General features: G+C 56.2%; 22 protein-coding genes. 12 read left to right on the top strand and 10 right to left on the bottom strand.

The genetic code is table 11. The annotated features are described in order from the left end of the window. Positions 1-26: 26 nt before the first annotated feature. Complete coding sequence (locus tag ACLPGZ_RS15845) at positions 27-1,133, top strand: hypothetical protein (RefSeq protein ID WP_035274771.1); 1,107 nt, start codon at positions 27-29, stop codon at positions 1,131-1,133. A 348-nt stretch (positions 1,134-1,481) separates the two neighbouring features. Next, on the top strand, positions 1,482-2,582 hold the full coding sequence (locus ACLPGZ_RS15840) for an MBL fold metallo-hydrolase (RefSeq protein WP_239054879.1): 1,101 nt from the start codon (positions 1,482-1,484) through the stop codon (positions 2,580-2,582). Here the strand turns inward: ACLPGZ_RS15840 and ACLPGZ_RS15835 are convergent. Beyond that, complete coding sequence (locus tag ACLPGZ_RS15835) at positions 2,579-3,328, bottom strand: tyrosine-protein phosphatase (protein ID WP_239054878.1); 750 nt, start codon at positions 3,326-3,328, stop codon at positions 2,579-2,581. The genes ACLPGZ_RS15840 and ACLPGZ_RS15835 overlap by 4 nt on opposite strands. A gap of 476 nt (positions 3,329-3,804) precedes the next feature. On the opposite strand from ACLPGZ_RS15835, the gene ACLPGZ_RS15830 reads away from it, so the two are divergent. After that, the gene (locus ACLPGZ_RS15830; protein WP_115634602.1) at positions 3,805-4,998 is read left to right on the top strand and encodes an amino acid aminotransferase; all 1,194 of its coding nucleotides are present in this window, start codon (positions 3,805-3,807) and stop codon (positions 4,996-4,998) included. A gap of 340 nt (positions 4,999-5,338) precedes the next feature. Here ACLPGZ_RS15830 and ACLPGZ_RS15825 read toward each other — a convergent pair whose 3' ends face one another. Then, complete coding sequence (locus tag ACLPGZ_RS15825) at positions 5,339-6,289, bottom strand: LysR substrate-binding domain-containing protein (RefSeq protein ID WP_239054877.1); 951 nt, start codon at positions 6,287-6,289, stop codon at positions 5,339-5,341. A gap of 156 nt (positions 6,290-6,445) precedes the next feature. Between ACLPGZ_RS15825 and ACLPGZ_RS15820 the strand changes: the two genes are divergently transcribed. After that, positions 6,446-7,489 carry an aromatic ring-hydroxylating dioxygenase subunit alpha gene (locus tag ACLPGZ_RS15820; RefSeq protein ID WP_239054876.1) on the top strand — a complete coding sequence of 348 codons (1,044 nt, stop codon included), beginning with the start codon at positions 6,446-6,448 and terminating at the stop codon, positions 7,487-7,489. 5 nt (positions 7,490-7,494) lie between these two features. Next, on the top strand, positions 7,495-8,700 hold the full coding sequence (locus ACLPGZ_RS15815) for an FAD-binding oxidoreductase (protein ID WP_239054875.1): 1,206 nt from the start codon (positions 7,495-7,497) through the stop codon (positions 8,698-8,700). A 171-nt stretch (positions 8,701-8,871) separates the two neighbouring features. Here ACLPGZ_RS15815 and gcvA read toward each other — a convergent pair whose 3' ends face one another. Next, positions 8,872-9,756, bottom strand: a complete 885-nt coding sequence (gene gcvA / locus ACLPGZ_RS15810; RefSeq protein ID WP_137430504.1) for a transcriptional regulator GcvA — start codon at positions 9,754-9,756, stop codon at positions 8,872-8,874. 145 nt (positions 9,757-9,901) lie between these two features. Between gcvA and ACLPGZ_RS15805 the strand changes: the two genes are divergently transcribed. The 3 genes from ACLPGZ_RS15805 to ACLPGZ_RS15795 are packed head-to-tail and all read left to right on the top strand — an operon-like array spanning position 9,902 to position 12,064. Then, positions 9,902-10,525, top strand: coding sequence for a glutathione S-transferase family protein (locus tag ACLPGZ_RS15805; protein WP_035269680.1), 624 nt, complete (start codon positions 9,902-9,904; stop codon positions 10,523-10,525). A 12-nt stretch (positions 10,526-10,537) separates the two neighbouring features. Continuing rightward, positions 10,538-11,569, top strand: a complete 1,032-nt coding sequence (locus ACLPGZ_RS15800; protein WP_060185503.1) for an LLM class oxidoreductase — start codon at positions 10,538-10,540, stop codon at positions 11,567-11,569. Positions 11,570-11,587: 18 nt separating this feature from the next. Beyond that, entirely contained in the window at positions 11,588-12,064 is a 477-nt protein-coding gene (locus ACLPGZ_RS15795; protein ID WP_060185502.1) for a GNAT family N-acetyltransferase, read from the top strand. A gap of 72 nt (positions 12,065-12,136) precedes the next feature. On the opposite strand, the gene ACLPGZ_RS15790 is transcribed toward ACLPGZ_RS15795, so the two are convergent. From ACLPGZ_RS15790 to ACLPGZ_RS15775, 4 genes are all read right to left on the bottom strand, one after another. Next, positions 12,137-13,525, bottom strand: a complete 1,389-nt coding sequence (locus ACLPGZ_RS15790) for a type II toxin-antitoxin system HipA family toxin (RefSeq protein WP_239054874.1) — start codon at positions 13,523-13,525, stop codon at positions 12,137-12,139. Further along, a complete protein-coding gene (locus ACLPGZ_RS15785) occupies positions 13,515-13,877 on the bottom strand; it encodes a helix-turn-helix domain-containing protein (protein ID WP_052159270.1) in 363 nt (120 codons plus the stop codon). Before ACLPGZ_RS15785 ends, ACLPGZ_RS15790 begins: the two co-directional genes overlap by 11 nt. Positions 13,878-14,096: 219 nt before the next feature. After that, positions 14,097-15,287, bottom strand: coding sequence for a CmlA/FloR family chloramphenicol efflux MFS transporter (cml, locus tag ACLPGZ_RS15780; protein WP_239054873.1), 1,191 nt, complete (start codon positions 15,285-15,287; stop codon positions 14,097-14,099). Between the two features lie 262 nt (positions 15,288-15,549). Continuing rightward, entirely contained in the window at positions 15,550-16,020 is a 471-nt protein-coding gene (locus tag ACLPGZ_RS15775) for a helix-turn-helix domain-containing protein (protein WP_239054872.1), read from the bottom strand. 81 nt (positions 16,021-16,101) lie between these two features. On the opposite strand from ACLPGZ_RS15775, the gene ACLPGZ_RS15770 reads away from it, so the two are divergent. Further along, on the top strand, positions 16,102-16,593 hold the full coding sequence (locus tag ACLPGZ_RS15770; protein ID WP_060185499.1) for a DUF2938 domain-containing protein: 492 nt from the start codon (positions 16,102-16,104) through the stop codon (positions 16,591-16,593). Positions 16,594-16,718: 125 nt separating this feature from the next. On the opposite strand, the gene ACLPGZ_RS15765 is transcribed toward ACLPGZ_RS15770, so the two are convergent. Then, positions 16,719-17,600, bottom strand: coding sequence for a LysR family transcriptional regulator (locus tag ACLPGZ_RS15765; RefSeq protein ID WP_031233084.1), 882 nt, complete (start codon positions 17,598-17,600; stop codon positions 16,719-16,721). A gap of 169 nt (positions 17,601-17,769) precedes the next feature. Here ACLPGZ_RS15765 and ACLPGZ_RS15760 point away from each other — a divergent pair, with 169 nt between their 5' ends. After that, positions 17,770-19,281, top strand: a complete 1,512-nt coding sequence (locus ACLPGZ_RS15760) for an MFS transporter (protein ID WP_205717086.1) — start codon at positions 17,770-17,772, stop codon at positions 19,279-19,281. Between the two features lie 127 nt (positions 19,282-19,408). Here the strand turns inward: ACLPGZ_RS15760 and ACLPGZ_RS15755 are convergent, their stop codons facing one another. Further along, complete coding sequence (locus ACLPGZ_RS15755; protein ID WP_137430510.1) at positions 19,409-19,963, bottom strand: GNAT family N-acetyltransferase; 555 nt, start codon at positions 19,961-19,963, stop codon at positions 19,409-19,411. A 132-nt stretch (positions 19,964-20,095) separates the two neighbouring features. On the opposite strand from ACLPGZ_RS15755, the gene ACLPGZ_RS15750 reads away from it, so the two are divergent. After that, complete coding sequence (locus ACLPGZ_RS15750; RefSeq protein WP_239054871.1) at positions 20,096-20,956, top strand: helix-turn-helix domain-containing protein; 861 nt, start codon at positions 20,096-20,098, stop codon at positions 20,954-20,956. 133 nt (positions 20,957-21,089) lie between these two features. Here ACLPGZ_RS15750 and hutC read toward each other — a convergent pair whose 3' ends face one another. After that, positions 21,090-21,779 (bottom strand): histidine utilization repressor, encoded by a 690-nt coding sequence (gene hutC / locus ACLPGZ_RS15745; protein WP_230940569.1) that lies wholly within the window; start codon positions 21,777-21,779, stop codon positions 21,090-21,092. A 316-nt stretch (positions 21,780-22,095) separates the two neighbouring features. On the opposite strand from hutC, the gene hutU reads away from it, so the two are divergent. Further along, positions 22,096-23,635, top strand: a 1,540-nt coding sequence (hutU, locus tag ACLPGZ_RS15740) for a urocanate hydratase (RefSeq protein ID WP_429641655.1), incomplete at its 3' end; no start/stop codon positions are given.

The following is a 23,635-nucleotide window of genomic DNA, read 5'->3' as shown; positions in this document are numbered from 1 at the left end:
GTCCAGCTTCCTGAACGGAGAGAGACATGGATAACAAAACAATAGAAATAGACAAAGTAGTGCATGTAGCGCCTGCGGGCCGTCGGCCCATGGAGCGTATCGAGGCGGTGGGCCTGGGCTTGCTGCTGCTCGCCATGCTGACGCTGTTTTTCTTTCCCGCTACCTTGTCGGGCGCGTTTGATACGGTGCTCAACAAGGTCAAGCCCGTGGTGGTGGATGTATTTTTGACCGGGCAGGTTGGGGTGGCTGTCATTATCAGCGTCATCATTGGACGCTTGCTGGAGCGTTTGGGTTTTACCGATGCCATGATGCGAGTGTTCATGCCGGCGATGCGGGCCATTGGAATCAATCCGGCCGTCATTATTCCCAGCGTGTACAACATTTTTGGCGATATCAACGCCGCTGGTCGTATTTCGGGGCCTTTGTTGCGGCAGGCTGGTGCAACAAAGGACGAGCAAAAGATTGCGGTAGCCACGATGGTGCAGTCTCAGCAGTCGTTCTCCACGTTCATGCTGGGCATGATGGCTTTGACCTTTGCCGGGGTGAATGTCTTTGCCGTGGTGCTGATTGCGATCTTCGGCCCCTTGTTGCTCTCCCCCTTATTGCTGTCGCGGCTGGTCTACCGCAATGTTCGTTCGGTGGATTTGCTGGCAGCCCCCCGTTTCACGCCGAATATCGATTTTGCGCCCATGCTGTTCAAGGCTGCCCGCGAAGGGGTGGAATTGTTGCTGCTGATCCTGATCCCGGCTGTGGCCCTGGTGTTCTGTGTCATTGGTTTGCTTGAACATATCGGCATTTGGGCACCTATCAGTGATGTACTTGAACGCGGTTTGCTTGCGCTGAATATTCACCCTGAAACCGGCGTGCTGGCGATGCTGGTCAGCCCCACCTTGGCAATGGGCAAGTTGCAGGCGATGGCTTCCACACTGGATCCATCTCTGGTGGTGGGTTCCTTCGTGCTGGCTTCTTCGGGATTGCCGCTGTCGGCCGTCTTTGGGCAGATTCCGGTGGTCTGGGCTGAATGCTCGGATCTGAATGAAAAAGAAGTCATGCTGGCCGCCGTTCTGGGCATTGTGATGCGCTTGTTGACGGCAGTGGTACTGGCTGTGTTTCTCACGCCTTTGATTGTCTGAGTTCCTGTTTGTAGTTCCCCCCACTTTAGGAGCGCTGATGTTGGCGCTCTTTTTTTATTTTGTCTGTTTTCTCCAGGCGTGGTGACTGCCATCGAACTGCCATAAAACTGTAACAGGGCTGAAAGAACACTTGTTTAACCTGAGCCTGTCGTAGTCTTTTTAAGGCAGGGCACCTCGGTGACTCTGGTTCTTTAAGTTGATGCCTTTTTCTGTCCGGCAGCGTGCGCTGCGGCCCATTGCGCTTATTGATGCTTTGCTTTTGTGTCCGGTGTTGCGCCGTGCTGCAAAGCAGGATGCCGGGTGTGGCTTGGCGATGTATTGGCCTGAATGCCTTGTAGGGGACGGAGCATGAACCAGACCCTGGTGACGGTGTTAAGCGGCTATGGAGGCAAAGCGCCAGCCGCCATTTTAGTGCAGGCATGTGGCTTGCGATTGCTGCTGGATGCCGGCGGGCCTTTGTATCCTGGGCAGGTGTGCGACTGGTATCAAGGGCTGGAGGTGGATGCCATTTTGGTGACGCATGATCACCAGGATCATATTGGCTCCTTGTCCAAGCTGCCTGAACACATACCTGTTTATGCCACGGCCTCTACGGCGCGCAGCCTGCCTGCTGGGCGGATCTGGCGTGAGCTGCCAACCCGTGGCACGACCTATATCGGCGATATTGCCGTGCGTACCGGCTTGTCCGGCCATGCTTTGGGGGGGGTCTGGCTGCATCTGGATGTGGGCGGTGGGCTGTTCTATAGCGGGGACTTTTCCTGCGAATCCTTGCTGTTCCCCTTCGATTTGCCGCCGCCCGCGTATCTGGCTTTGCTGGACGCATCTTACGGTTTGTACGATCAGTCTCATCACGTGGCCTGGAGCATTCTGGAGTCCTTGTTGGAGTCCCATCCCGCCTTGTTGCCCGTACCGCCGTCAGGTCGGGCGATAGAGATTGCCTTGTGGCGCCAGCAGCAAGGTTTTGAGGACTGGAGCATGGACGCGTCCTGCTACGAAAACCTGACCCGCATGATCAGCCAAAGCAGTGACTTGTTGTTGCCGGGTGTGCAGCAATCCTTGCGTGAGTTGATGCCGCGTGCGGCTACGTTTGATCCGCAAGCGCACCTGCTGCTGGCCGGTGAGCCGGACGGCTGTCAGGGCAAGGCAGGGGAGCTGATTCGGGAGCGTCAGGCACGGGCTGCGGACCCCAATGTCGAGTCTGGTGAACGCTTGTTGATTCACACCGGCTATGTGGCCCCACATGCACCACGTGGCACGCATACCCTTTGCTGGAATGTGCACCCGCGTTTGACGGATTTACGCTGGCTGGTGGATATGGTGCAGCCACGCTATTGCATGCCTTTGTTCACGCAAATGCATGATTTGCCGACCTGGCGCAATGTGATGGGACCGGCCCTGAGCCTGGAAGGTCACTGGGAACTGCCAGCGACCTCCGTAGGCGTGGTTTAAGCGGTGTAGCGCTCCAGCAAGGCCTCGCGTCGGGCGGGGCTGAGCTTTAAGGCGTTCTGAAAGAAGTTCTCCAGATTGCCGTACGTTTCATCAATCGTCTTGAAGGCGGTTTCCAGAAACTCGGGCTTGACGCCCCATAGAATATCCAGCACTTCGTCACTGATGCCACGGTTGTCGGGCAGATCAGGGCGGCGGAAGAATTGATTGGTCAGCAGATAGTCGTGCATGACGTCGTCAGGGTGCACCCCGGCAGCGCGGTGCAGCAGGGCGACGGCAAAGCCGGTGCGGTCTTTCCCTGCCGTGCAATGCATGACTACTGGCGTATCAGTTTGCAGCAGTTGATCAAAGACTTGGCCAAAGGTGGCGGCGTGTCCGGTCACAAATTCGGTGTAGGTCTTGTTCATGGTGCCGTGTGCCGCATCCACATCCACCTGACCTTTGGCCAGCATGTCCATAAAGTCCGGCAAGACGGTGGGCTCGACGGTCAGTGCGTGGCTGGTCAGAAAGCTGTACTGGTAAGGCGAGCGTTTGCGCTCGTGTGCTCCGCGAAAGTCCAGGGAGCGGGCAATGCCCAGCTCTTGCAGGGTGTCCAGGTCCTGGCTGCTCAGATCCGCCAAATGGTCTGAACGATAGACGCGACCCTTACGAAAGGAGCCGGAGTCTGTGGCATAGCCGCCTATATCACGGAAGTTGCTGGCCCCTTCTAAAGGGCAGGATAGGGAACTGGGCAGCGGCGATACGGACACGGCGGACTCCTGTTGAAACGGTGAAAGTCCCATGTTAACGGTCTTGGACGGGATCTGCATATGACAATGCGGTGACAGCTGGGGAGTGCGGGAGGACCGAAAGCACAATGAATGCAAGTGCACGGTTCTGTATCCTCAGAAAGCCATGTATATTCTTTGCTGGCAAGGCCCAGGCAGACAGGCTGGTACACCGCGTTCACGTTCTTGAGGCTTCGGTTTGCTGAAAATGTGAACAGACTTCAAGGTGACGCTGGCGTTTGACAGCCTGCACCGACTAGACAAGAACAGGTGCCGTGCCGAGCCAAGGGGGGGACAAGTCTGATGACGCATTCACGCATCGCTCGCGTGCTCATGTGCTGCAAAAAGAGCCCCAGGATATTGGCTAAAGTAGGCCCAAGGTATAAGGTCAATGGTTATTTGAATAGACCGGCGATCAGCCCGGGCGGCCCACAACCGTAATTTTTCAAGGAACAAGCATGTTTGAGCATTTGCAGGCCTATGGTGGCGATCCGATTTTCCGTTTGAACGAGGCATTTCACGCCGATCCGCGCGATCGCAAGGTCAACCTGACCATTGGTTTGTATTACGACGATCAAGGCCGTCTGCCTTTGCTGGATGTGGCTCGCCGGGCTGAAGAACAATGGGCGGCCAAGGGCCAGCCCCGTGGCTATCTGCCTATTGAAGGTTTGGCTTCCTACCGCAGCGCCGTGCAAAAACTGGTTTTTGGTGCCGACAGCAAAGTGCTGCAAGAAGGTCGTGTTGCGACCATTCAGACACTGGGCGGTTCGGGTGCCTTGAAAGTGGGTGGCGACTTCCTGCACGAAGCCTACCCCAATAGCGAAATGTGGATCAGCGATCCAGCCTGGGATAATCACCACTCCATCTTCCGTGGATCGGGCATTCCTACCCACACTTACCGTTACTACGATCCAGCCACGCGCGGTCTGGATTTCACCGGCCTGATGGAAGACATCTCCGTCCTGCCCGAGCACAGCATTGTCTTGCTGCACCCCTGCTGTCATAACCCCACCGGGGCTGATCTGAGCGACGAGCAGTGGCTGCAACTGATCCCTGTGCTGCAACAGCGCAAGCTGATCCCTTTCCTGGACATGGCTTACCAGGGCTTTGGCCGTAGCCTGGATGAAGACGCTTTCGCCGTGCGCGCCATGGTCGATGCTGGCCTGACGTTCTTGCTGGCCAACTCCTTCTCCAAAAACTTCTCCTACTACTCCGAGCGCTGCGGCGGCTTGTCGGTGGTGTGCCAGAGCGCGGATGAAGCTGATCGCGTTTTGGGTCAGCTCAAAGCCGTGGTGCGTCGCATCTACTCCAACCCGCCATCGCACGGTGGTCAGGCCATCGCCACCATTTTGTCCGACGAGTCCTTGCTGGCTGAGTGGACTGCAGAAGTGGAAACCATGCGTCAGCGTATCGCTGCCATGCGCAAGCGTGTACACGATCGTCTGAAAGAACTGGCTCCTCAGTACGACAGCAGCTACTTCGTTAAACAGCAAGGCATGTTCTGCTACACCGGCCTGACGAAAGAGCAGATCCAGAAACTGCGTGACGATTTTGGCGTGTACGTTCTGGAGTCGGGCCGCATCAGCGTGCCAGGACTGAATCAGTCCAATGTGGATTACTTTGCGGAGTCGCTGGCTGCTGTCGTGGCCTAAGACGCCGAGGTCTTTCCTGCAGGATTAAAGAGCGTGTTTATGGCCCCTTCGGGGGCGGTAAACACGCTTTTTTTAATGCTGAAAATGCATCCGCAGCTGCGTTGATCGTATGGTGGAAGCCGCTTATACGTACCTGTCTGATTGATGCATTCGACTTGTTCTGGCCACTTGGCTGGGGGCTTGAACCTGAACTGAAAAGCGGAACGGTGTCGAGCTAAACCATTGAATAGCCCTGCGCTTACATAGCCGAAGCACTCAAGGGGCCATTAGTGCTTAGCCACGGCCAGGCGAGCAAGGTCTATCGGCAATCCAGCCGTGTTTCGTCGTGCTGCGACATTGCTCAGGCTAATGCTTGCAGCAGCAGTTCCTGATTGATCTGCTCCTGCTGCCGCGCCCGGTTCAACAAATAGCGATGGAAATCCTGGCTATGAGGCGACTCAAACGCACCCGCCCGTCGGGTCAGCACATAGGGCCAGGGCAGAGGCAAGGAATGGGAGAAGGGCAGGATCAGCTGCCCGCTGCGCACTTCCTTTTCTATCATCGAGCATTGCGCCAATACAAAACCCTGACCGGCCACTGCAGACTCCAGCGCCATGTGCGACAGAGAAAAAACCCGGAAGCGATCCAGGGGTGTATCGCCTATGTCTATCTCCAAAGACTCGAACCAGTCGCGCCAGGAGGGGGGCGAGGTAAAGCGTGGCTGCCAGTCCGAGGACAGCAAGGGATAGCTCAATAAGTCACGGGGATGCCGCAAGGCGGCTTGCCCCTGGAGCAGGGTCGGGCTGCAGGCGGGAACGACACGGTCTGTGTACAGCTCGGTAAAGCTGCGGGGGCGGGCGGCGGCCTGACCGTAGGTAATCCGAAAGTCGATTTGCTCGGCTTCCAGATCGGGCTCGGCATGGCTGCCTTTCAGATGCAGTGTCAGCTCCGGGTCGTACTGTTCCTGCCATTGAAATGCCAGCGGTGCCATCCAGGTTTTAAGCATGGACGGCAAAGCGCTGATCGAAAGCAGGCTGGTGTTGCGCGACCGCTCCATTTCTTGTTGTCCGTCGCGCAATAGCTCAAATGCCTGGGTACAGATTTCATGAAAGCGCACCCCCGCCGCTGTCAGCCGCAAGCGTTTGCCTTCTTTGTAGGTCAGGCTGCAGCCCAGCGAGTCTTCCAGCAAACGTAATTGCTGGCTGATGGCACCGGGAGTGATTTTCAGACGACGGGCGGCTTCTTGCAGGCTTTGGCTATGGCCCAGCGTCTCAAAGACTTGCAGCGCGCGTAAGGGAGGCAAGGTATCCATGATGATCAGACCCCGTCCAGAAAAGTAATTTAACTTTAGAAATTCTAAACGATATGGATAGTAGGCTGAATTTGATTGCGACTATCATCACAAACAAGAGAGCATGAATGGGCTCGTTCAGCCATCATGCACCGTATTCAGAGTTGGGGGTAAATCATGTTTGTACGCAATGCCTGGTATGTAGGCGCATTGGCTACACAGCTCGGTCGCAGCTTGCAGCCCGTGCGTATGCTTAGCGAAAACCTGGTGCTGTATCGCCGTGAGGACGGCCAGCCAGTCGCCCTGGAAGATTCCTGTCCGCACCGTCGCCTGCCTTTGTCCAAAGGCCGCTTGATTGGCGATCAGGTGGAATGTGGCTACCACGGCCTGACATTTGATTGCAGCGGCTCCTGTACCAAGGCGCCCGGTGTGGCGCAAATCCCTAAAAGCGCGGTGGTACGCAGCTACCCCTGTACGGAGCGTTTTGGCCTGGTCTGGGTCTGGATGGGTGATCCTGAGTTGGCTGATCCGTCCAAACTGATCGATATCCCCGAGTGGGACAATCCCGAATGGGGTGTGAACCGTGGCGACGCCATGGAGCTGGACTGTAATTACCTGTACGTCACCGACAATTTGCTGGACCCCTCGCACGTGTCCTGGGTACACCAAAGCTCGTTCGGCAGTCCCGACATTATTGGTCTGCCCTTGAGCGTCAAGGTTGAAGACAATGGCGTGACGGTCTCGCGCTGGTCCAAAAATGTGGAAGTTGCGCCGTTTTACAAGCAGTTTGTGAAATTTGAAGGCAATTGCGACCGCAAGCAGCAATACGAAGTGCGCTTCCCGTCGCTGGCCGTGATCAAGGCCATCTTTCTGCCCGCCGGTGCGGCTACCGAGGAGCCCAGCGAGTACCACCAGGACGTTTTCCTGATGGATTCCTATAACTTCCTGACGCCTATCGACGAGGAGCACACCCGTTACTTCTGGTTCCAGCTGCGCAATTTCAGCCCGGATGACGAGGCGATCTCCAAGATCTTCAACGAAGATGTACGCCACGCGTTCCTGGAAGACAAAGTGGTTCTGGAAGAAGTGCACAAAGCCCTGAAAGAGCGTCCTGCCGCGTTGGATTTGCCATTGGATTCAGGCCCCTTGCGCTTCCGTCGCAAGATCAGCCAGATGATCCAGGCCGAACAAGCTGCCGCCAGCGAGACAACAACGGCTTGAGCGTGATGAATACGACTGCATCATCTGCGTCTACGGAGGCTACGGCCAACCGCCGTTTCCGGGATTATCGTGTCCTGGAAAAGCAGCGCGAAAGCGAAGTGATTACTTCGTTTGTACTGCAGCCGGTGGACGGTGTTATGCCGCTTTATCAGCCGGGTCAGTATCTGGTGTTCCGCCTGGAGATTGACGGGCAAATCGTGCTGCGCAATTACAGCGTGTCGGGGGATCCCGACTGCACGGATCGTCTGCGCATTTCCGTCAAACACGAGAAGGCCCCGGCAGGGTCAAGCGTGGCGGATGGTTTGGCCTCCTCCTATCTGCACCAACAGGTGCAGCCGGGCGATGTGCTGAGTGCGGCCGGGCCGATGGGCGAGTTCGTGCTGGATGAGAGCAGCCAGCGGCCTGTGGTGTTGCTAAGCGGTGGCGTGGGCCAGACCCCGTTGCTGGCCATGCTGCATCGTCTACTTAAACGCAGCCAGCGTAAGGTGTATGTGATTCATGCGTGCGATAACAGCGTGGTGCATGCCTTTGCCGATGAGATGCGTGAGCTGGTGGCACAACGCGAAGGCGTGCAGCTTTACTTCTGCTATCGCAACCCGACTGAACATGATGAGCAAGCCGGTTTGCACCATGTGGCGGGACTGATTACACGTGAGCAGTTGCAGCGTTGGCTGCCACTGGATGATTACGAGTTTTACCTGTGTGGGCCCAGTGCCTTCATGCAGAGCAATTATGGTGTGCTGCGTAGTCTGGGTGTGGCACGTGAGCGCATTCACTACGAGTTTTTTGGCCCGGCGACGGTGCTGGAAAACACCTTGGCGGATGATGGTGCAGCCAGTGCGGTTCAGGATCAGGTGCAGCCTGCCCCCTCCAGTCGTGTCGATGCGAATGTGTTGGAGCTGGATTTGCCTGTAGAAGCAGTAAGGGGAGCCGCGACAGCAGCGGAAGATGCGGCGCAGACGGTGACATTCCTGCCCGATGGCCGCCAGGCCCAATGGCATGAGGACTGCCCCTCCTTGCTGGATCTTGCTGAAGAAACGGGCTTGAGTCCGGACTTCAATTGCCGGGCGGGACTGTGCAATACCTGCATGTGCACTCTGGTATCGGGCGAGGTCGACTATTTTGAAGAGCCGCTGGACCCTGTGCCAGAGGGCAAAGTCTTGTTGTGCTGTTCCCGTCCCCGTGGTCCGGTGGCCGTGGAATTACCTTAAGATTTTTTCAATTGCTTGTTGAGGTTTGCCCCGTCCTTTTGGGACGGGGTTTTTTTTCAAAAAAATCATATGCTTCCTTGTTGGAAGTCAGGCGAATTGTCGATGTCTGGAGCAGGGGGTGTGGACATGAGGACTGTTGAAGTGGTGGTCCTACATAGGCTGGCTACCTTGCTATAGCTGGGCTTGCTCGCTTATCCAATCACTAAAGGCACGGACCTCTGCTTTTTGTGTCGCATCGGGCAAGGTCACCAGGTAGTAGGCAAAGCGGGCTGGCCAGGGCTTGTCCAGCACTTGCACCAAGCGGCCTGCGGCCATTTCATCCTGCGCATATTCTTGCGGTATCAAAGCCAGCCCCAGGCCCGCAATCGCACCGCGTATCAGCAGGTAATCATCCTCAAAAGCTGTGCCTCTATCGGCGCGCGCATCGTCCTCCACCCCGTGGGCAGACAGCCAAAGCGCCCAGTCGGCCCGGTCGGCATCTTGTAGCAGTGGCCACTCCAGACAATCTGCTGGTTCCTGAATGGTTGGCTTGTCTTGCAGCAACGCAGGGCTGGCTACAGGCAGCAAGACAGGGGCCATCAAGGGCTCGGCCTGCAAGCCGGGATACACACCCAGGCCGTGGCGAATGGCGATATCCACTTTGTCGCGACGCAGGTCCACCAGCGTGGGGGACGCCTCCACACGGATTTCGATATCGGGATGGCGTTGCTTGAAGTCGGCCAGCCGGGGAATCAGCCAGGATGCGGCAAAGGAAGGCACGGTGCTGATCGTCAGTGTCTTCCTTTGCTTGGTGGCTTCCAGCGTGTGCATGGCTTGTTCGATCTGGTCGAACGCCGTCAGCAGGATAGGGTAGACCTGATCACCGGCTTCGCTCAGGCTCATTTTGTGGTGGCTGCGCACAAACAGTGTCACGCCCAAGCGATCTTCCAGCAGCCGGATTTGCTGGCTGACTGCGCCCGAGGTTACGCCCAGCGCCTGGGCGGCCAGCTTGATGCTGCCGTGGCGTCCGACTTCGGTAAAGGCGCGCAGAGCTTGTAAAGGAAAGACAGGATTCATGGTTTAGTTTATCTAAATCTATCAAGTAGATTTAATCGTTTTTCTTTGGCCATTTAGCTGGGGAAAATAGGCTACTGAATCGTATTTAAAGTTTAGCTTATCTATATAACAAGGAAGAGCGAACTTTCAGTTTTGGAGCCACACCATGATTGATCTGTATACCGATAGTTCGCCTAACGGCTTTAAGGCGACCATCGCCTTGGAGGAGATGGCGTTACCGTACCGCTTGCATCACGTGCGTATCGACGCGAACGAGCATAGGCAGCCAGAGTTCCTGGCCTTGAATCCGCATGGGCGTATCCCGGTGATGAAGGATGATGAAACAGGTGTTGTCCTGTTCGAGTCCGCCGCGATCTTGCTGTATCTGGCGGAGAAAACCGGCCAATTGCTTTCAAAAGAACCTGTTCAGCGCTGGGAAACAATCAAATGGCTGCAATTTCACTCCTCCAGCGTGGGGCCGATTCTGGGTCAGCGCGTGCATTTTGAGTTGTTCGCCCAGGAGAAAATCCCGGCCGCCATCGAACGCTACCGCCGTCTGGTGAATGATCTGTTCACCGTGCTGGATACACGCTTGGCAGACCATCCTTATCTGGCAGGACAGGACTATTCCATCGCCGATATTGCGCATTTTGGCTGGACGCATATTGCGCGAATTATCGATTTTGATTTCAGCCACTACTCGCACATGAGTGCCTGGCATGAGCGCGTGGCCCAGCGCCCTGCAGTCCGTAAAGGCATCACCTTGCCTGAGCCCGCTACCGGCGCTTGAGGGGAAAACATCATGACGATTGAAACAAGCCTGATTCAAGGCGCATCTTTCCCTACCTTTGCCACTCACCCTGGCTATAGCCGCATGTTTGCACCCGGCCGTCTGACCATGGGTATCTTTCTGCCTCTGCGTTTTTATCAAGGCGATATGAGTGTGCTGGCCGGGCAGGCCGCGTTGGTAGAGGAGATAGACCGCCAGGATTTTGCGGCGGTGTGGGTGCGAGACGTACCGTTGTATGACCCCAGCTTTGGTGATGCGGGGCAGGTGTTCGATCCCTTTACCTATCTGGCTTTTCTGGCTGCTCGCACCAGGCGGGTGGCCTTGGCCACGGGCAGCACGATTTTCTCCTTGCGTCACCCGATCGATCTGGCCAAATCTGCCTTCACCATTGATCAGTTGTCCGGTGGACGCTTGGTGCTGGGCATTGCTTCCGGGGATAGGCCTATAGAATTTCCCGCCTATGGTGTGGAGCGAGCCGAACGGGCAGAGCGTTTTGCACACGCTGTCAGCTATTTCCGTCAGTTGATGCAAGCGGGGCAATTGCATATCGACTCGCCGCTAGGCCGCTTCAATACGGCAGAGCTGCTGCCCAAGCCCGCGCATGGTTCCATTCCTTTAATTGTTACCAGCTCCTCGGGGCAGTCGCCCGAATGGATCGCAGAACATGCCGATGGTTGGCTGACCTACCCGGAAGCCACACATACACCGCTGGGTCCGCAAAAGCTGGCTGCCAAAATTCAGGCCTGGCGTGCCCGGATTCCAGATGGCGGTTTTCGCCCACACATGACCAACGAGTGGCTGGACTTGGTGGATGATCCTGATTATCCACGCACACCCTTGCAAGGTGGTTTTACACTGCGTACCGGGCGCAAGGGGCTGATCACCTTGTTGGAGGAATGGCAGGCAGCGGGTGTGAATCACGCCGCTTTGGGTATTCAGTTTGCGCAGCGACCGGCGGCGGAAATTATCCAGGAGCTGGCTGAGTATGTGCTGCCGCATTTTGCCTCTCACCAGGCGCAGTCTGCCCTTGCAACAGCATGGTAGCAACAGGGGAATACAAGCATGACTAGCAGTGCAGAACAGCCGATAGCCGGTGGTATTCAGATCCGGGATTTGCAACCGTACGACCGGGACGATTGGGAGCGGCTGTATCGGCAGTACGCCGAGTTCTACAAAGAACCCATGAATGAAGATATCCTGGCTCGTACCTGGTCCTGGCTGCTGGATGCTCAGCATCCTTTACAAGGGAAGGTGGTAGCGACGGCGAAGGGTGCGCTGCTGGGTTTGGCGCATTACCGTCCTTTCCCGGAGCCCTTGCTAGGCAAGGATGCTGGTTTTCTGGATGACTTGTTTGTGTTGCCGGAACAGCGAGGCGGCGGGCTGGGCCGCCGTTTGATTGAGGCAGTCGCCCAGGCAGGTAAGGAGCAGGGCTGGCCGTTCCTGCGCTGGATTACGGCGCAGGACAATGCGCAGGCGCGAAGGCTATACGATGGTCTGGCTCAGGCAACAGCTTGGGTGACGTATGACTTGAATCTGTAGAAGGGGGCTAGGGGCGTGTAGAAGGTGATACGTTTTTCAGGGTGCCAGTATGCAACTAACAGGAATGATGGTTTAGTTCCCGAAGGCTCGCAATTCCTTCGTTAAGGAGGAGGAGGCCAAGCGCTCTAGTGGTCTGAATGCACCCTCCAGATAGTTCATGTCTTGGGCGGATGCATCGAACTGCTCAAAATAAGGCTTCCAGGCTCTGACGACTATCCATACTTCATGCAAGGCGCGAATGGCTTCTTGGCGGCTAGAGAAGTAGGCTGCCCAACGTGTCATTAAGTTGTCCAGGGTGGCCAGCCTTCCTTGCTCTCCTAGTTCGAGGTGCAAATAACGTTCGCTTGCCACCGTGTTCATGGGCAGAACGTCATAGAGCGGACTTAACCTCCATCCTTTGCCGACAACGTCATAGATGAAGGCGTGGTTTCTCAAGTGATCGTCATTGTTGTTGGCAAAGATGTTCAGGGCTTGGCGCTTGAATAGTTCACGTAAATCACGATCGATGAAAGTGGGCAAACAACGCTCTCGTAGTTTGAGGGCCAGTGCCTGATAGGAACTGCTTCTTGCTTCGTACTCATCAATGCCCATCAGGGTCATAGCGGAGCAAAAGCCGATACGCCCCTCAACGGTAGAAGCATTGTGTTCTGGGGTGGCGGGCGACCAACTGTCCTGGCCGGGAGCGGGTGCTTCTCCCGGAGCTGCCCAGTAACGGTCAAATCTACGAATGAAGAGCACGCGCGCCGTGCCAACAGATTGGATATGCACGGGTGGAACGCATAGATCTGCAGCACGTGCCAGTTCCAAGGTGCCAGCTTCAAGTACAGCATTGCAGGCGCGATCAGACTTGGAAGGGAATTTCGCCAGCCACAGCACATCGGATTCATCGCGAATTGATGCTTTGGGCCGGGCTCCGCCAGCCGAACCTAGGCCTTCAAAGCAGTCAGCCAGGTCCTCACCGATGTCTTCGTCATTTTCAATACGATCAGCGGCTTCAAGTAGGCGTTCAAGGCTGACCTCCCCAGCTGCCGATTTCTTGGCGGGGGAATCGAGCGTAAGTCGAATATCCAGTGCGCCTACGCGATCCACTCCTGCCTCCAGTAAATAGGCGACTTCAGGTAAAACGCCCGAGCCTACTTTGAGTTTGTTTTCGATGACACGTCGACCCCATGCGTCAGGGGCCGCGTCGCGCAGTCCACCAAACTCGTGCAGCCCAGGTAAGGTAAAACGTTGTATGCCTCCGTTTTCTGCCCTTAGTGGCAGTGCTGCAGGATCGATTTCAATCGCGTGTTGCCGTTGTACATAGCGCTTACCGTAGGTGAAGCTTGGCGCATCGGAATTCGCGTTCTCCAGTAGTCCTGCTGGTACAAAAGCATTGCCCTGATCGCTTTGGGCAATATGAGCAAACACAGCAACCTTACTGGGTGGTCGGCTGTATGGATTGCGCGGTTTAGAAGTCATATTTGTCCTTGGCTGGAGCGCTGTTGGCTGTATTCGATGCATTTTTCCTGGAGACACGCTGTACCTTGTTGGCATTGTTGAAGCTCCGCACAGCGCCGGACTGCTCTGTGAGCAGATCCAGCAAGGTAAGTTCGGGCTCAATGGCATGGAGGTAGCGCAGGATCTGAGACATCGTTCGGCTTTCATTACCTTGCTCAAGCAGGGCGGCCGTGGACCGTGAAATACCAGCACGAGCAGCCACATCGCTTTGAGTCATTCCATGGGCGATGCGCAGTTGCTGGAGCTTCTGACCAATGGCGCTGGCTTCCTGCAAGCGTTTAGGGGGGGTGCGTTGTGCCTCATCGTATTTCATAGTTGGCCCTTTCTGCCATGTTCGTCATGGACAATCCTGTGAAACATGTAGAGTCAAGACTTCTGATTTATTGACCGTAATAACAGTCCTTGAATTGATTAAGGACTGTTATTACGGACATTTTAATTGAATTTGATTGTTTGCTGAACAGACGCGTAGTCTAATGTCCGTAATATCAGTCTTAATAGCTATTAAGGATTGTTATTACGGACATTTTGGTTAGGCTTTCCTTCTCTCCAGCAACATCAAAGCAAGCAAAACCACACTGCTCATTCCCAGCCCAAAGACCACCAGTGGCCATGCCGTATCCCCACCCAGCAAGGTCACAGCTAAGGTACCGAACACGCTAACAATCAGGCTTTCCACGCAAAAGTAGATCGCCACGGCGGAACCGGCCACATCATTGAACTGGGCCAAGGCGCCATTGGCGGTGACGGATACCGTCATCACAATGCCCATGGCGGCTAGCCACATGGGCAGGATAAAGCTGCTAAAGGAGGGTTCCAGCAGGAGTTGTCCTGCTGCCAGCAACAGGGCGGCTAGGGCGATCAAACCCATACCGCGTCTCAGGCTCCCGGCCGTTCCCCAGCGAGCCACAAAGGTTTTGGACAGGCGGGTGGTGGCAATCATCACCAGGGCAACACTGGCAAAGGCCAGGCTGAAGCTTATTTCTGCATAGCCAGCTTGTCCGATCAAGACTCGGGGCGCGGTCGAGAAGTAGACAAAAAATGTCCCCATCCCGGTGGAGAAGCCCAGGGTATAGACCCAGAACGCCGGGCTTTTGAAGACGGCCAGGGCGCACTGCTGGGAATGCAGCGGTTTGGCAGGTCGGGTCTCCTGCCATCTGCACAGCGCATGGATCCAGGCTATGAGCCCCATCGCCGCCAAACTCAGGAAGATGGCTTGCCATCCTCCCATGCGGGCAATCAGAGCACCTGCAATAGGCCCCAAGGCGGGTACGAATGCCAGGATGGAGCTGAACAGGCTATAGATCACTACCCCTTCGGGGCGGTCTGCATACACATCGCGCACTGTGGCAAACAGGGCCACAAGGGTGGCCGAAGCCCCCAGTGCCTGCAGCACCCGAAAACCAACAAAAGCCCAGGCGGAACTGGACAAGGCAGCGGCGGTTGAGGCCAACACGAACAGGACGGCCCCTGTCAGCAAAACAGGTCGTCGGCCTATGAGATCCGACAGGGGGCCAAAGATCAGTTGTCCCGCACCCAATAGCAGCATGTAAAGGCTAAGGGTCAGCTGGATGATGGCTGGGGTCGTACCTAGAAGTTCCGGCATGGCCGGGACGACGGGCAGGTAAATATCCATCCCCAGGGAGGCGAGGATGTCAAAGGGCGCCATCAGCAGCAGGGTAGCCGGCAGCGTATAAGCCCAGGAAGAGCGTGAGGAAGACATAACAAAATTACCACTCGAAAAAGAAATCGGGCGGCGTCTGTTTGTTATCAATCAGCGGGATTGGAAGTACAGAACGCCGCAACAAGACCAGAGCTTGTTGCGGCTTACTCAGTTGCTGACTTAGTGCTCGTCATGCAGACGGCTCCTCTCATCATCGTTTGTTGGTGTGTCGCGGATTGGATGCTTTAAGGCGGCGGCGGCTGGCCTGGCCTTGCTGCGACAACTGCTCATTATAGGGGGAGGTTCTTACAGCCTTGAAGCGTCAGCTTGTGGTGGTTGTTTTTGTACCTGACACCGTTTTGGCAAGACGTGACACCGCCTCGCTGGAGTTGCCTGTCTTGTTCTTCTTCACCCGGATGGCGGCAGCTTTCAGCAAGCGCTGGAATGTCGGGCACTGCGTATGGTTGGCGGCGGGGCAGTGCGCGGCGTGGCGCAAACCTTCGCTCATGGCTTTCAGGCGCTTGATGGTGGCATCCAGTTGATCGGCCTTGGATAGCAGCAATTGCCTGTCCACCTGCGCAGAACCATCGGGAGGCAGCATGGCCCGTATTTCTTCCAGCGACAAACCGCCCGCTTGCCCCAAGGCAATCAAGGCCAGTTGATCCAGCACTTGGGGCGTAAAACGACGCCGTTCTCCGGGGGCGCTGACTGCACGGATCAGGCCTTCTTTCTCGTAGTAACGCACGGTGGAGGAGGGTAAGCCGGTTTGCTTGGCAACTTCTGAAATATCCATCTTGTACCTGTTGACTAGAAGTTGACTTCAACTTCTATGATTACTCAAAAACAAAGTGCTTATCAACGGAAAGGATTGCCAATGTTGTCGATCAATGAATGGGTGCATGTGATTCTGATCGGAGTCGGAGCCACTATTTTCATGGATATCTGGGGCCTGATTCAAAGGGCGATGGGCGTTGCCACGCTGAACTACGCCATGGTGGGGCGCTGGGCCGGGCATTTGCTGCGTGGCCAGATCGCACACAGCAGTATCGGCAAGGCTGAGCCGATTGCGGGAGAGTCTGCCTGGGGCTGGTTCATTCACTATGCTGTGGGCATTGTTTTCGCCTTTTTGTTGCTTGCGGTTTACGGCACTGAGTGGCTGCAAGATCCCCGCTGGTTGCCCGCCGTCATGGTGGGCATGGCTACGGTCGTGATGCCCTTTTTTGTCATGCAGCCCGCCATGGGAGCCGGAGTGGCGGCCTCGCGTACCCCCACGCCTTGGACTAACCGTTTGCGCAGCCTGCTGACACACGCGGTTTTTGGTTTGGGCATGTACCTTGCGGCCTTGCTGATCAAGCAGGTGGCTTAAGGAGATGTCATTTGTTGGGGCCTCTGTCATGGGTGGCCTGCTCTTTTTGTGCGCCAGCCAGTCCCAGGATGCCGCTTCCGAGCTGACCGGGGACTGAGCAGGAGGCACTAGCAGTATGTGTTTGGCTAGGCCTGGAAAACCGCCTCGCTCATGCAATCAATAAAGGCGCGCAGCTTGGGCGACAGGTTGCGGCTGGCAGGCCAGACAATCCACAGTGGCACGGTGTTATGGGTGCATTCATCCAGAATGGTTTGCAGCCGTCCGCTGCTTAAATGTTCCCCCACAGTGAAATCTGGCAGGCAAGCGATGCCTTGCCCTTGCAAGCTCAGATGCACCCGCATTTCCACGCTATTGCAGACCAGTGTGCGGGGCAGCTCGGGTACGTCCTGAGTTTCGGAAATTGGCCATTGTTCCAGCCGCCCGGTATTGGGGAAGCGGTAGTGCAGGCAGGCATGGTGTTGCAGATCTTTGGCGTGCAAGGGGCGACCATGCTCTTGTAGATATTCGGGGGAGGCAGCCAGGACGCGACGGAACGTGCACAGACGGCGGCGCATCAGGCCTGAATCACTCAAGGCGCTGGCACGGATGGCAGCATCAAAACCTTCGCCAATCACATCGACCAGACGGTCAGAAAAGTCCAGATCCAGTTCTACAGCCGGATAACGCTGCATGAAGTGGCTGATGGCCTGCTGAAACAGGCCGCTGTAGCGCGGCAAGCTGATTCGCAAGGTGCCACGCGGCATTTCACTGGCTTGGGACATTTCCAGTTCTGCCGCTTCGATTTCACTCAAGATGCGTCTGCAGCGCTCCAGAAAAACTTTGCCGTCGGCAGTCAGGGCCAGAGTGCGGGTGCTGCGGTGAAACAGGCGCACTTTCAGCCGCTCTTCCAGGCGGGCGATGGACTTGCCTACTGTGGAGGGCGACAGGCCGGACTCGCGGGCCACGGCCGAAAAGCTCAGGCGTTCCGCCACGCGTACGAACAGGCCGATATTGCTCAGGTTTTCCATCATGGTGCCAACTCTATTTAAGAATTTATTTCCTAAGTATTAATAACTGTAGTGTATTTTTCTTTGATGGGGTGACGCTTAAGCTCCTGAAATCGACCCCGATCATGCGGGTATTTCACGCCGTGTCCATTTCTGTTGGGCACGCACGCTTTAGCAGTCAATGAGAACCATGCTTTCCTCTTCTTCCTCGCCGGCCATGCGTCGGCTGCAATTATTGTCAGCCTGTTTAACGGCTTTATTGATCCCCTTGTGCTTCACCGGTCCAGCAGTGGTGCTGTCGGCCATCAGTGCAGAGTTAGGTGGTAGTGCCGCCCAGCTGAGCTGGATCATGAATGCGTACATCCTGAGTTACGGCGGTGCCATGATGGTGTCAGGCAGCCTGACGGACATTTACGGCCAGCGCCGCATCTGGCTGATTGGCATGCTGTGGTTTTGCGCCTTTACCATTGCCATTCCTTTCATGCCCTCCGTGTTCTGGATTGATATTTTGCGCATGATGCAGGGCCTGGGCGGTGCCGCCGCTTTTGCCGCTGCCATGTCCTCCCTGGCTCCCTTGTTTGAAGGACGTGCACGGGCGCGGGCGTTCAGCTTGTTAGGCACGTCTTTCGGGCTGGGGCTGTCTTTTGGTCCCTGGTTTTTCGGCTGGATTGTGGAGGCGCTGCAATGGCAAGGCGTGTTCTACGCGACCGGGGCTATTGGCGTGGTCGGTTTGTTGCTGGTTCTGATCAGTACCAAGCCCAGTCAGGGCGGCTCGCAGGGTGCATTGGACTGGCCGGGTGCCATCAGCTTTACGCTGGCTTTGGGCCTGTTTACTTATGGCATGTTGCTGATCCCGGAACGGGGCTGGTCCGATAGCTGGGTGCTGTCCACCCTGCTGGCCTCTGTTGTCGCCTTTGTGGGCTTTGTCTGCATAGAGCGCCGCGTTGCGCAGCCCATGATTGATTTGAGTTTCTTTCGTGACCCCGGCTTTGTGGGTGTGCAGGCTTTGGCTGCAGCCCCTGCATTCCTGTTCATCGTGCTGATTGTGTTGTTGCCCGGTCGCTTTATGGGTATTGATGGTTACGGTGCATTGCAGGCCGGGCAGATGATGGTTTGGCTGGCTGCGCCTTTGTTGATCGTGCCTTTTGTGGCGGCCTTGCTGACTCGCTGGCTATCGGCAGGCACCTTGTCCAGCCTGGGTTTGCTTCTGGTGGCCGTGGGTTTGTGGACTCTGGCTGAAGGCTTTGAGGCAGGCGGTGGTCCAGCCCTGCATCTGCCTTTATTGCTGATCGGCATGGGTATCGGTTTGCCCTGGGGCTTGATGGACGGGATGGCGGTCAGTGTGGTCAGCCCGGATCGGGTCGGAATGGCGACGGGTATCTTCAATACGGTGCGAATCTTTGCGGATGGTGTGGCCATTGCCGTGGTCAGCGTGCTGTTGGCTACCTTGATTCAGCAGCACCTGAGTGTGGGCGGCACAGCGTTTACACAAGCCGCAGTTCTGGAAGCGGCCAGTCGGGCGGCTTTGGGTGAATTGCAGTTGGCCGCGCAACAGCTGCCTGGTTTGGAAGCGCAATTGACTGCCAGTTATGCCGCTTCATTTTTGACGGTGCTGCATGCGCTGGCAGGCCTGGCGGCCTTGATTGCCGGTCTGCTCTTTGTCTTGTTGCGACAGCCCAAGCACGCTTTGCAAACGGCCTAGAAGACACCGCGTGCGCTGCACGCGATGCCCAAGGTGAACGGGCCCCAAACGCCTGGGACAGGTATCCAGGTTTTGGGGGCCGTTCTACACCCAGAGCGGCGGCGTGGGTGTGGGTTACGACAGGTGTTCAGGCCTGTTGTTTGGGCAAGGCCAGCCATTCCTGAGCTGTGATGCGGCTGATATGTTCAGTTCGGTAGTCCTGCAGGAACGGGTTGTACCTGTTTTCCTCGGTGTGATGATGGCGAAAGCCACACTTGGTTTGCGCAATCTGCGATTGGGCATTGTTGGCAAAGTAGCCGCACCACAGGGCCTTCAGCTTCAGCGTTTCAAAAGCGTGTCGCATCACTTCGCGCATGGCCTCGGGGATCAAGCCCTGGCCCCAGTAGGGGACGCCAATCCAATAGGCAATTTCGCCTTCTTCTTCGCCGATCTCGAAGTTGCTGTTCTTGCCGATCAGGATGCCGATGCAACCGACAGCCCGGCCATTATCTTTGTGCTCGACGGCATACACTTCAGGCATATTGAAAACTGTGCGGATAATTTCGGCACTTTCCTCAACGCTGGTATGCACCGGCCAACCTGCAATCGGGCCAACTCGCTCGTCTTTGGCGTATTCGTACAAGTCCTTGGCATCAGTGTCCTGCCAGGGGCGTAAAATAAGTCTTTCTGTTTGAAGTGTCATTTTCTTTACTCACCATTCAGCAGAAAACAGAATAGAAGCTGGCTGGTTTGGCGAACAGAGCAGGACCTTGGTAGTTTCGGTACTTTTAGCAAGTCCTGTCGGTTGCCGGGCCGTGAAGGGCAGAGGAACACCATGCATCAGATTCCACAACTATTCAGCGCCAAAGATAGCTGGCTGACAGGCCAGACCACGCTGGCTGAAGGCGTGGGAATGCCTTTGTCTTTCGGTCATGCCTATATGGCCTTGATGATCTGCCTGTCGGGTCGTGCTTTGGTCAGCTTGAATTTCAAGGATCAGGTCGTACGGGCCCATGATGTGCTGGTGCTGGCCGAAGATACGATTACCTTGCTGAGACGGCGCTCACGCGGTTTCAAGGTGTTTTTTCTGCTGATGCCCAAGAACCTGGCGTCAGAAGTGGCTTATCAGCTGCCTAATTCCTTGTTCGTGTTCTTGCACGACAATCCGCTGTGTGTGCCTCCGCAGAAAGATCGAGCTTTACTGGCGGCCTGGTTGCTGCAACTGCACGAGATTGTGCAGACCAGCACGCTGCATCAACACATCATGCTGCGTAATCAGCTGCAGAATTTCTTTCTACATATTGCCGAGCAGATTCCGTCCGAGTATCAGGGCGGCCAGCCGTTCAGCCGTCAGGAAATGATCAGCTGGCGGTTTTGGGAACTGGTTGGCCAGCAATGCCGGCAGCACAGAGAGGTGAAGTTTTATGCCGATGCGCTCAACATCACCCCGTTTTATCTGTCCCAACTGAGCAAACAGTTTTTTAACGACAGTCCCAAGGCCTTGATCGACAGGCAAGTGGTTCTGGAGATCAAGGCGCTGCTTTCCTACAGCCAGCTGGCGATCGGGCAGATTGCCGATCAGCTGAATTTTGAGGATCCCTCTTATCTGTGCCGGTACTTCAAGCGCCATACAGGCTTGTCGTTGACCCGCTATCGCCAGCATGAGCAGGCTCGTTCCGGTGTGGTTGGCAAGTGATCAGCTCAAGGGTTGGTCGTGCCAGGTCAATGCGACAAGAAAATGGCGATGGTGTATGACTCAGGAGGCCAGAAGCCTGTGCGCCTGATCGATGCGTTTGGGAGTCAAACTCTAGGCAGAGCAGATTTACGGCCTACATCTTGCCGGTGAATTTGTAGCGATCCCCTGGATGCCACAGTCTGGCGTGCGTTGTGAACTGCTCGCTGGAAAAAGTGCGGCGGTCCATCACCAGACAGGGTTGCTGCTCTTTCATGTGCAGGGCCTGCGCGATTCCGGCGGGCGGCACCAGCACTTCAATGCTGTAAAAGCCGGTTGGCAAGGGGGCAACGCGCACCAAGTACTCATTAGGCGTGATCTGGCTCCAGTCCTGCTCCATGTAATCCGGCGCCATTTGCGCGTCCACCAGACGATCTTCGTACTGGATAGGCAAGCCGTTTTCGGCATGAACAATAATGGAATGAAACAGCGCTGCGCCCGGTGCAATGCCATATAGCCGTGCTTGAGCCGGGCTGGCCTGCAGCCGCTCCATGCTCAGCACCTGACAGCTGTGTTGGTGGCCGCGCTCCCGTATGTCTTGCGCGATGCTGCGTATCTCGATCAGGGTGGACTGGAATTTGGGCTGCGCGACGTAGGTGCCCGAGCCTTTGATGCGGACCAGCAGCTCATCATTCGTCAACTCCCGCAGCGCGCGGTTGACCGTCATGCGCGACACGCCAAATTGTTCGCATAAAGCCAGTTCAGTGGGGATCAGATCACCTTCACGCCATTGGCCGGACTGGATTTTCTCCAGCACAAAATTCTTGATTTGCAGGTAGGCGGGCATGCTTGGTTCAGTTGACGAATGACTCGTCTGGGGGACATCCATTTTTATGCTTTCCTGTAGGACGTGTTCACACTCAAAAGAGTCTCGCGCAGGCCAGATCTGAGGTCGTGTACTAGGCCGCGAGTGATGCCTTCTCATGCTCGCATTCACGGGCTTATACAAGGCCCTCTTTTATATGTATAGACAACTTGGAAAAATGACTATACATTGGCATGAGCTTACAAGAAAACCGTTGTTTTGTCGGCGCCAGAACCTGCCCTTCGGGTGTGGAAACAGCCTGCCAGATAGAACCAGCGCGTATCCAGAGACACCTCAGATGGAGGACATCACCATGCCTGATCATCACTCTTCGGCGGCCCGCCACGATCCCCGTTTCGATCCTGAGCGGCAGATTCATGCCCCTACGGGTACCCAGCTCAGTTGCAAGAACTGGGTGGCCGAAGCTGCGTACCGCATGATTCAGAACAATCTGGACCCGACCGTGGCCGAGAACCCCCAGCATCTGGTGGTGTACGGCGGCATCGGGCGTGCAGCCCGGAACTGGGAATGCTATGACCAGATTCTGGCCAGCCTGTGCCAGTTGGAGGATGACCAGACCTTGCTGATTCAGTCCGGCAAGCCGGTGGGTGTATTCCGTACTCATAGCGATGCGCCGCGTGTGCTGCTGGCCAACTCGAATCTGGTGCCCAAATGGGCTACCTGGGAGAAGTTTCACGAGCTGGATCAGGCCGGTTTGTTCATGTATGGGCAGATGACGGCGGGTAGCTGGATCTACATTGGTAGCCAGGGCATTGTGCAAGGCACGTACGAGACTTTTGCTGAAGCAGGTCGTCAGCATTTTGGTGGTTCGCTGGCCGGGCGCTGGATTCTGACTGCTGGTCTGGGCGGCATGGGCGGCGCACAGCCTTTGGCGGCGACTTTTGCCGGGGCTGTATCGCTGACGATTGAATGCAAGCAAAGCAGTATCGACTTCCGTTTGCAGACCCGTTATCTGGATAAACAGGCGCGGGATCTGGATCATGCGCTGGAGTTGATTGCCCAACACACGGCCGCCAAGGAAGCGGTGTCGATTGGCTTGCTGGGTAATGCTGCCGATGTACTGCCTGAACTGGTGCGACGTGCCCAAGCGGGTGGTTTGAAACCTGATCTGGTGACGGACCAGACCTCTGCCCACGATCTGCTCAATGGCTATTTGCCGTCAGGCTGGACGGTGGAACAGTGGCAGGCGGCGCAGAAAGACCCGGCCCAACACGTCCGCATTCAACAAGCGGCTGCCAAGTCTTGCGCAGTTCATGTACAAGCCATGCTGGATTTCCAGAAAATGGGTATTCCGGTTGTGGACTACGGCAATAACATTCGCCAAGTTGCGTTTGATGAAGGCGTGGCCAATGCCTTCGATTTCCCTGGCTTTGTGCCTGCCTACATTCGCCCCTTGTTTTGCGAGGGCAAAGGCCCGTTCCGTTGGGTGGCCTTGTCGGGCGACCCGGAGGACATCTACAAAACCGATCAAAAAATCAAAGAGCTGTTCCCCGACAATCAGCACGTGCATCGCTGGCTGGATATGGCGCAGGAACGCATTGCTTTCCAGGGCTTGCCGGCACGCATTTGCTGGTTGGGTCTGGGCGAGCGTCATCGTGCCGGTTTGGCCTTTAACGAGATGGTGCGCAAGGGCGAGTTGAAAGCGCCCATTGTGATTGGCCGCGACCATTTGGATACAGGCTCGGTGGCCAGCCCCAACCGCGAAACCGAAAGCATGCGTGATGGCACGGATGCCGTGTCGGACTGGCCTTTGTTGAATGCCTTGTTGAATACCGCAGGTGGGGCCAGCTGGGTTTCGCTGCACCACGGGGGCGGGG

This window comes from Alcaligenes sp. Me129, from assembly GCF_050487245.1.
GTDB classification, from domain to species: domain Bacteria; phylum Pseudomonadota; class Gammaproteobacteria; order Burkholderiales; family Burkholderiaceae_B; genus Alcaligenes; species Alcaligenes phenolicus.
This window is presented reverse-complemented; position numbering and strand designations above follow the sequence as displayed.

Coding starts and splice junctions, on each gene's coding strand:
- ACLPGZ_RS15800 (WP_060185503.1), top strand. CDS start 10,538: ATGACGATTGAAACAAGCCTGATTCAAGGCGCATCTTTCCCTACCTTT.
- ACLPGZ_RS15820 (WP_239054876.1), top strand. CDS start 6,446: ATGTTTGTACGCAATGCCTGGTATGTAGGCGCATTGGCTACACAGCTC.
- ACLPGZ_RS15815 (WP_239054875.1), top strand. CDS start 7,495: ATGAATACGACTGCATCATCTGCGTCTACGGAGGCTACGGCCAACCGC.
- ACLPGZ_RS15790 (WP_239054874.1), bottom strand. CDS start 13,525: ATGACTTCTAAACCGCGCAATCCATACAGCCGACCACCCAGTAAGGTT.
- ACLPGZ_RS15805 (WP_035269680.1), top strand. CDS start 9,902: ATGATTGATCTGTATACCGATAGTTCGCCTAACGGCTTTAAGGCGACC.
- cml (WP_239054873.1), bottom strand. CDS start 15,287: ATGTCTTCCTCACGCTCTTCCTGGGCTTATACGCTGCCGGCTACCCTG.
- ACLPGZ_RS15755 (WP_137430510.1), bottom strand. CDS start 19,963: ATGACACTTCAAACAGAAAGACTTATTTTACGCCCCTGGCAGGACACT.
- ACLPGZ_RS15760 (WP_205717086.1), top strand. CDS start 17,770: ATGCTTTCCTCTTCTTCCTCGCCGGCCATGCGTCGGCTGCAATTATTG.
- hutC (WP_230940569.1), bottom strand. CDS start 21,779: ATGCCCGCCTACCTGCAAATCAAGAATTTTGTGCTGGAGAAAATCCAG.
- ACLPGZ_RS15825 (WP_239054877.1), bottom strand. CDS start 6,289: ATGGATACCTTGCCTCCCTTACGCGCGCTGCAAGTCTTTGAGACGCTG.
- ACLPGZ_RS15845 (WP_035274771.1), top strand. CDS start 27: ATGGATAACAAAACAATAGAAATAGACAAAGTAGTGCATGTAGCGCCT.
- ACLPGZ_RS15750 (WP_239054871.1), top strand. CDS start 20,096: ATGCATCAGATTCCACAACTATTCAGCGCCAAAGATAGCTGGCTGACA.
- ACLPGZ_RS15765 (WP_031233084.1), bottom strand. CDS start 17,600: ATGGAAAACCTGAGCAATATCGGCCTGTTCGTACGCGTGGCGGAACGC.
- ACLPGZ_RS15770 (WP_060185499.1), top strand. CDS start 16,102: ATGTTGTCGATCAATGAATGGGTGCATGTGATTCTGATCGGAGTCGGA.
- ACLPGZ_RS15830 (WP_115634602.1), top strand. CDS start 3,805: ATGTTTGAGCATTTGCAGGCCTATGGTGGCGATCCGATTTTCCGTTTG.
- ACLPGZ_RS15795 (WP_060185502.1), top strand. CDS start 11,588: ATGACTAGCAGTGCAGAACAGCCGATAGCCGGTGGTATTCAGATCCGG.
- ACLPGZ_RS15840 (WP_239054879.1), top strand. CDS start 1,482: ATGAACCAGACCCTGGTGACGGTGTTAAGCGGCTATGGAGGCAAAGCG.
- ACLPGZ_RS15785 (WP_052159270.1), bottom strand. CDS start 13,877: ATGAAATACGATGAGGCACAACGCACCCCCCCTAAACGCTTGCAGGAA.
- ACLPGZ_RS15775 (WP_239054872.1), bottom strand. CDS start 16,020: ATGGATATTTCAGAAGTTGCCAAGCAAACCGGCTTACCCTCCTCCACC.
- gcvA (WP_137430504.1), bottom strand. CDS start 9,756: ATGAATCCTGTCTTTCCTTTACAAGCTCTGCGCGCCTTTACCGAAGTC.